At 47.9% G+C, this 6,656-nt stretch carries 7 protein-coding genes; 4 read left to right on the top strand and 3 right to left on the bottom strand.

All coding sequences use genetic code 11. The annotated features are described in order from the left end of the window. Positions 1-2 precede the first annotated feature (2 nt). Positions 3-326: a Grx4 family monothiol glutaredoxin gene (gene grxD / locus MGMO_RS13660; RefSeq protein ID WP_023495643.1), complete on the bottom strand. Its 324-nt coding sequence runs from the start codon at positions 324-326 to the stop codon at positions 3-5. Positions 327-484: 158 nt separating this feature from the next. Between grxD and MGMO_RS13665 the strand changes: the two genes are divergently transcribed. The 4 genes from MGMO_RS13665 to ilvD all read left to right on the top strand — a co-directional run bounded on the left by MGMO_RS13665 (position 485) and on the right by ilvD (position 5,052). Beyond that, entirely contained in the window at positions 485-1,687 is a 1,203-nt protein-coding gene (locus MGMO_RS13665; RefSeq protein WP_023495644.1) for an aspartate aminotransferase family protein, read from the top strand. Continuing rightward, positions 1,677-2,579, top strand: coding sequence for an ornithine carbamoyltransferase (gene argF, locus MGMO_RS13670; protein ID WP_023495645.1), 903 nt, complete (start codon positions 1,677-1,679; stop codon positions 2,577-2,579). The genes MGMO_RS13665 and argF overlap by 11 nt, the downstream gene beginning before the upstream one ends. Before the next feature lie 112 nt (positions 2,580-2,691). Continuing rightward, entirely contained in the window at positions 2,692-3,288 is a 597-nt protein-coding gene (locus tag MGMO_RS13675; RefSeq protein ID WP_235557290.1) for a TIGR04211 family SH3 domain-containing protein, read from the top strand. A gap of 72 nt (positions 3,289-3,360) precedes the next feature. Continuing rightward, on the top strand, positions 3,361-5,052 hold the full coding sequence (gene ilvD, locus MGMO_RS13680; RefSeq protein ID WP_023495648.1) for a dihydroxy-acid dehydratase: 1,692 nt from the start codon (positions 3,361-3,363) through the stop codon (positions 5,050-5,052). Between the two features lie 104 nt (positions 5,053-5,156). On the opposite strand, the gene MGMO_RS13685 is transcribed toward ilvD, so the two are convergent. After that, positions 5,157-6,017, bottom strand: a complete 861-nt coding sequence (locus MGMO_RS13685; protein ID WP_036308132.1) for a hypothetical protein — start codon at positions 6,015-6,017, stop codon at positions 5,157-5,159. Between the two features lie 276 nt (positions 6,018-6,293). Next, positions 6,294-6,656 (bottom strand): DUF3641 domain-containing protein (locus MGMO_RS13690; RefSeq protein WP_036308135.1); only part of this gene is annotated, 363 nt, incomplete at its 5' end.

Consider the following 6,656-nt stretch of genomic DNA (forward strand, 5'->3'; position numbering starts at 1 on the left):
AATTAGCCTTCTATACCGCCTACAGCACTCAACATCCCTTTCAACTCACCTTTTTGGTACAGGTCAGTGACAATATCGCAACCGCCAACTAGTTCACCGCCTATATAAAGTTGCGGGTAAGTCGGCCAGTTTGAATACGTCTTCAGCGCGTCACGTAATTCTGGGTCTTCAAAAATATTGACGTGCATGTACTTTGCGCCGCAAGCATTTAGGACTTGCACCGTCTGGCCAGAAAAACCGCACTGAGGAAATTCCGGTGTGCCTTTCATGTATAAAATAACGGGATGGCTCTCAAGTTGGTCTTTAATTCTGTCGGTTACATTCATTTTTAAATCCACTTACTGTTAAAATTAACTTAATTTTAGCATCATGAAAACAGGAAATCTTGGAATAATAGACTTGCTTCACAGTTCTTCGAAAATTATAATCGATCCCTTTTCTCATAGGCAGTCAAGAACTGCCTTTTTTATTTGCAGGGGGGCTTATGGCCAGCCATATTATGCCGACGTATGGTCGTTTAGAAATCACTTTTGATCGGGGTGAAGGTGCGTGGTTGTGGGATGAAAATGGTAAGCAATATCTTGATGCCTTATCTGGTATAGCGGTATGCGGTTTAGGGCATGCCCATCCTGCCGTCCACGAGGCGATCTGCAAACAAAGCGGGAAACTGCTGCATACGTCGAATATTTACCGAATTGCGGTACAAGAGCAACTGGCTGATTGGCTGATTGACTTAAGTGGCATGACTAATGTTTTCTTTTGTAACTCAGGTGCGGAAGCGAATGAGGCTGCAATCAAGATCGCCCGTAAATATGGGCATGAACGCGGAATTGATAAGCCCGCCATCATTGTTGCCGATAAAAGTTTCCACGGCCGTACGTTAGCGACACTGAGCGCTACCGGTAACCCCAAAATACAAAAAGGCTTTGAACCACTGGTTGAGGGATTTATCCGTGTGCCTTACGACAATATGGCTGCAATCACCGACGCTATCAGGCAGCATCCCAATATTGTTGCTATCCTAGTTGAGCCGATTCAAGGCGAGGGTGGGATTAATATCCCAGCCAGCGATTACCTAAGCAACATCCGTAAAGCATGTGACCAGCATAACCTATTGATGATGTTGGATGAAATTCAATCCGGTATGGGGCGTACCGGAAAATTTCTCGCCTACCAACACAACGGCATCTTGCCTGATGTCTGCACATTGGCTAAAGCTTTAGGGAACGGCGTACCTATTGGGGCGTGTTTGGCATCCGGTAAGGCCGCGACAGTACTCACGGCAGGCAATCACGGCTCTACTTTTGGTGGTAATCCGCTGGCGTGCAGTGCTGCGTTGGCTGTCCTGGAAACATTGGATAAGGACAGCCTGATCGCCACTGCCGAAACCAAAGGAGAAGCCATTTGTTCGGGACTTGCGGGGCTTTTACGCAATAACCCCCATATCGTTGAAATTCGCCATAAAGGGTTGATGATCGGTATCGAATTGGATGCGCCCTGTACCGAACTGGTAAAAATGGCTCTGGTAAACGGCTTGCTGATCAATGTTACGCAAGAAAAAGTCATACGCTTGCTGCCACCTTTAATTATCGACGATTCGCAAATCAAGTTGCTTGTGGATACGTTGGGGATGCTGATTATGCAGTTCACAGGACAATTTTCACCCGTAAGCGACCATGCAGCCTAGACACTTTATCAGCCTACTCGATATTAGCGGTGCGGAGTTTCGCGGCCTCATCAAACGGGCAATTGACCTTAAAAATCACCGTGACCCTGGCTATCAGCCTTTAAAAGGCCGAGTGCTAGGGATGATCTTTGAAAAATCATCAACCCGTACCCGCATCTCGTTTGAAGCCGGCATGGCGCACTTTGGCGGTAACGCTATTTTCTTGTCGCCTAGGGATACGCAGTTAGGACGGGGTGAGCCCGTGGAAGACAGTGCGAAAGTTATTTCCAGCATGGTCGATTGTATTATGCTTCGTACCTTTAAGCACGAAACGGTGACTACGTTCGCCCGATATTCATCCGTACCCGTCATTAACGGTTTGACCGATGAACAACACCCTTGCCAATTGCTTGCCGACATGCAGACCTATTTCGAACAACGTGGCGACATTCAAGGCAAGACTGTTGCTTGGATAGGGGACGGCAATAATATGTGCCATTCTTATATCCATGCCGCAATGGTGCTGGATTTTAAGTTACATATTGCCGCACCTGTGGGTTATTTGCCTGACAAGGTCATTTCTGATGCGGCAGGTAATCGCGTCCGATTTTTCGACAAAGCGACAGACGCCGCAAACAATGTTGACTTGATCGTGACCGATGTTTGGGCCAGTATGGGGCAAGAAGAAGAGCAGAAACAACGCTGTTCAGCCTTTAGGGATTATCAGGTCAACGCCGAAATAATGGGTGCAGCCCATGACGATGCGCTTTTTATGCACTGTCTGCCCGCACATAGAGGGGAAGAAGTCAGTGCAGATGTCATGGACGGCCCGCAAAGTATTGTCTTTGCCGAAGCAGAAAATCGCCTTCATGCACAAAAAGCCCTCCTGGAATTTCTGTTGTGTGCGAAATAGGGCTATATTTAATGGCATCAAACAATTAACTACAGAGGATCATGTGAAAAGATGCAGCGTTTTTTTTGTTTTACTCATCAATTTAACTCCCGCCTATTCAAAGACAGTTTATGTGACCAATAGCCTTGACCTGCCGCTCCGCAGCGAAGAAAGCAACAAAGGCAAAATAATCAGCCTGCTGCGTACCGGTACCCCGCTTACCGTGTTAAAGGAAAACAGCAAATCCGGATTTTCCCGCGTCAAACTACAAAACGGCATGGAAGGTTTTATTGCCACCCGAAATACCATGTTGCAGCCGCCTAACAATTCCCAACTGGACTCAAGCTCTAAAAGCCTGACATCATTGCAAGCAGAAACCGATAATCTGAGGGAGGAATTGGCTAAGGCCAAGGCGGCCATAACTCCAGGTTCTAGCCTGGAACAATCGCTGGCGGCGGATCGTGACCGATTAGACCGTGAATTGACCGAAATAAAAAAAGCTTCATTCAATCAAATCCAAATAAAAGATGAGCGCGACAAGCTTCAAGAGGAAGTCGTGAATGTCAGGCGCGAACTTGAACAATTAAAGCTCGAAAATAATGCATTAAAAGACGGCGCAACCCAGGACTGGTTCTTGTATGGCGGACTGTTGTCGCTTGCGGGTGTTATCTTGGGATTCATATTGCCTAAATTAGCTTGGCGTCGTAAAAGCGGTTGGGATCGCTTATAACTTTAGTGCTGCCCGTTTCATCATAAAACCTAAAATTCTCCAACACACACCCTTTTTCAGGAATTGACATTAATGTCCAGCTCGAACGATAACAATACCCGCCCTTTTTCTTCCCTCGTCGTTGATGGTATGGAACGCGCACCTAGCCGCGCCATGCTCCATGCGGTGGGTTTTACGACAGAAGATTTCGGCAAGCCGCAGGTTGGCATTGCTTCGACCTGGAGCATGGTCACTCCCTGCAACATGCACATCAATAAATTAGCAGACGATGCGGCGGCGGGGGTTAACAACGCCAATGGTAAGGCCGTCATCTTCAATACCATCACGATCTCGGATGGTATTTCGATGGGTACGGAAGGCATGAAGTATTCGCTGGTGTCCCGTGAAGTCATCGCCGATTCGATTGAAACCGTCGTGGGTTGCCAGGGCTTTGACGGCATTGTCGCCATCGGCGGTTGCGACAAAAACATGCCCGGTTGCATGATGGCACTGGCACGGCTTAACCGTCCGGCAGTATTTGTATACGGGGGTACCATTTTGCCCGGTTGCCACAAGGACAAAAAGCTGGATGTCGTGTCCGTGTTTGAAGCGGTCGGCGCACGTGCCAACAACAAGATCGACGATGCCGAATTGGCGGAAATCGAGGCCAAAGCCATTCCCGGTGCGGGTTCTTGCGGCGGTATGTATACCGCCAACACGATGGCCTCAGCCATCGAAGCCTTGGGGATGAGCCTACCCAACAGTTCGGCCCAAGCCGCCATTTCCGAAGACAAGCGCCTGGATTGCGAACGTGCTGGCGCGGCGGTCATGGCGCTTATCAAGAAAGGCATCAAACCCAGCGACATCATGACCAAGGCCGCCTTTGAAAATGCCATCACCGTCGTCATTGCACTGGGCGGTTCAACGAATGCTGTTTTACATCTGTTGGCGATGGCGAATGCCAGCCATATCGACCTTGGCCTGGATGATTTCACCCGCATCGGCAAAAATGTCCCCATGCTCGCCGACCTGAAACCCAGCGGCAAATACCAGATGGCGGAATTGATCGAAATCGGCGGTATCCAACCGTTGATGAAAATATTGCTGGATTGCGGGCTGTTGCATGGCGATTGCTTGACAGTGACAGGAAAAACGCTTGCGGAAAACCTGGTGGATGTCAAACCTTATCCCGACCAGCAAGACATGATCCACCCGCTCGATAACCCCATCAAAAAAGACAGCCACCTGGTCATCTTGTACGGCAACCTTGCACCGGAAGGCGCGGTTGCCAAGATCACGGGCAAGGAAGGCCTGGTGTTTTCCGGCACAGCCAAAGTTTATGAGGCCGAAGAACAAGCGTTGCAAGCCATATTAAACGGCGAAATTGTCAAAGGCGATGTCATCGTCGTCCGTTACGAAGGCCCAAAAGGCGGCCCTGGTATGCGAGAAATGCTGTCGCCTACCTCTGCCATTATGGGTAAAGGTTTGGGCAAAGAGGTCGCACTGATTACCGATGGACGCTTTTCAGGCGGCACGCACGGCTTCGTGGTCGGCCATATCACGCCGGAAGCCTACGTCGGCGGCACGTTGGCCATCGTCCAGAACGGCGACCAAATCACCATCGACGCCGAAACCAACCAATTGACCCTGCACGTCAACGAACACGAAATCGCCAGAAGGCTTGAGCACTGGCAGCAACCCGCGCCACGTTATACCCGGGGCGTGTTGGCGAAATATGCCAAGTTGGTGAGTTCGGCTTCGTTGGGGGCGGTGACGGATAATTGAGGCGCAAGGTACAAGGATCAAGGTGCAAAATGAAAGGGTGCGCTCCGCACACCAATTGCCATCGAAAGGTGCGTAGAACGCACTCTACGCGACTGTATAAACTTTTAAGGCTTCTCAAGTTTGGAGTGTACCTCCGCTTCTGATAATTTCTTAGCCTTGCCCCATAAACTTTCATTCTCAAAGTAGTGCAGCAATTGTTTAGCCTTTGTGGGCTCAGTTGAGATTACTTTATAGATTGGATCAATCGGATTTCTGGGAGGCACACGCCGTTCAAAGAGCCCTGATAGGAGATTGTTTTGAGATTCGATTATAAGATCATGAAGATAACAAGCAATTTCATCTAAAGACTCAGTGTAACGATCCACAAATCCCTTAAGTTGTAATAGTTCCTCACTTGATAACGCGGGCTGAATTACTGGTCTCGGAATATCCGATGGAGCTTCCGGCGGCGGATCAAGCGGCAACACATTACAGAGCACATTGAACAAAGACTGAAAAGCATTTTGAGCATTGTGGTTAGCCGAATTTAAAGCAACCTGAAACACTTCAATACCTGGTAGAACTATAGCCCATGCTTCAAATTCCTCTATAAGTTCAGATAAAGGGTAGTTCGCTTCAAAATGCAACCGCGAAAAATCGGGTGCTCGCTCCTTGATCGGTGAAGGCCACATGCCTCGCTCAACTTGCACTTGGTAGTTCTCAATGTTGAAAGGAATCATGAAAGCGTACATTTTTGCTTTAGAGTTTGCGCTCGAAATTGTCCGAATTTTCTGCACGAGAAGTTCATGAATCTTTAGTTTCAATTCTTCTCGAGAGTTATCTCGTTGTAGCAATAACGTACTTTTATGTTGGCGGCCAAGTATTATCAGTGCAACAACAAAACCAAAGATTGTCAGCGCATGCCCGATCAAATCCACGGCGTTTTCTTTAAGCCACGTAATGGTTTCCGGACTGAAAAATGACATAAAAAATGAAATAGACTCCATTGATTTTAAATGTTTTTTAATACTCTATGTTACAACCAAATTAGCTGGGTGCATTCTATGCACCAAAAACTAGAAATAAACTACCCCGTCAGGTTTGATGATGTTGCTCCAAACACCGATGCTTTTGGTACGTAAAACGCACCCTACTTACTTTTTTATTCTTCTCACCTTGACTCTCTCTAGCAGGAGAGGGAGATTTTTCTCAGCTTAATGGCATTGACGCATTCGCTATCTGGTATTTGGCTGGCTTTTCATTTACGTTGCCAACGCCCCCGTACAACTCGACCCTTGCCCTGCGGTACAACCAAAACAATGATCTGCGACACTGATTTTTGCGTTATCCAGGTTTTTGTCCAACAAATCCTTGATATGTACGGAAGCCCCGCCACCTAAGGGTAAATCCAGCATTTGGTTGAAGTCGCAGTCATAAACATAGCCTTGCCAATCGACGCTAATCAGGCTTTTGCACATGACACTTTTTAGGTTCTCGGGTCGGTGGGCGCTTTTTAACAAGTCCAGGTAGTTATCAAACACCAAGTTCATACGTGCTTCATGTTTGCCATTAGCCAACAACACCGCCCCAAAGCGCTGGATAGGCATATTTGCCAAGGCATATAA

Origin of the sequence: Methyloglobulus morosus KoM1 (assembly GCF_000496735.2) — a bacterium.
Lineage (GTDB): Bacteria > Pseudomonadota > Gammaproteobacteria > Methylococcales > Methylomonadaceae > Methyloglobulus > Methyloglobulus morosus.

What these genes read in the sequence shown, in the direction of transcription:
- argF (WP_023495645.1), top strand. Translation starts at nt 1,677, where the DNA reads ATGCAGCCTAGACACTTTATCAGCCTACTCGATATTAGCGGTGCGGAG.
- MGMO_RS13665 (WP_023495644.1), top strand. Translation starts at nt 485, where the DNA reads ATGGCCAGCCATATTATGCCGACGTATGGTCGTTTAGAAATCACTTTT.
- grxD (WP_023495643.1), bottom strand. Translation starts at nt 326, where the DNA reads ATGAATGTAACCGACAGAATTAAAGACCAACTTGAGAGCCATCCCGTT.
- ilvD (WP_023495648.1), top strand. Translation starts at nt 3,361, where the DNA reads ATGTCCAGCTCGAACGATAACAATACCCGCCCTTTTTCTTCCCTCGTC.
- MGMO_RS13685 (WP_036308132.1), bottom strand. Translation starts at nt 6,017, where the DNA reads ATGTCATTTTTCAGTCCGGAAACCATTACGTGGCTTAAAGAAAACGCC.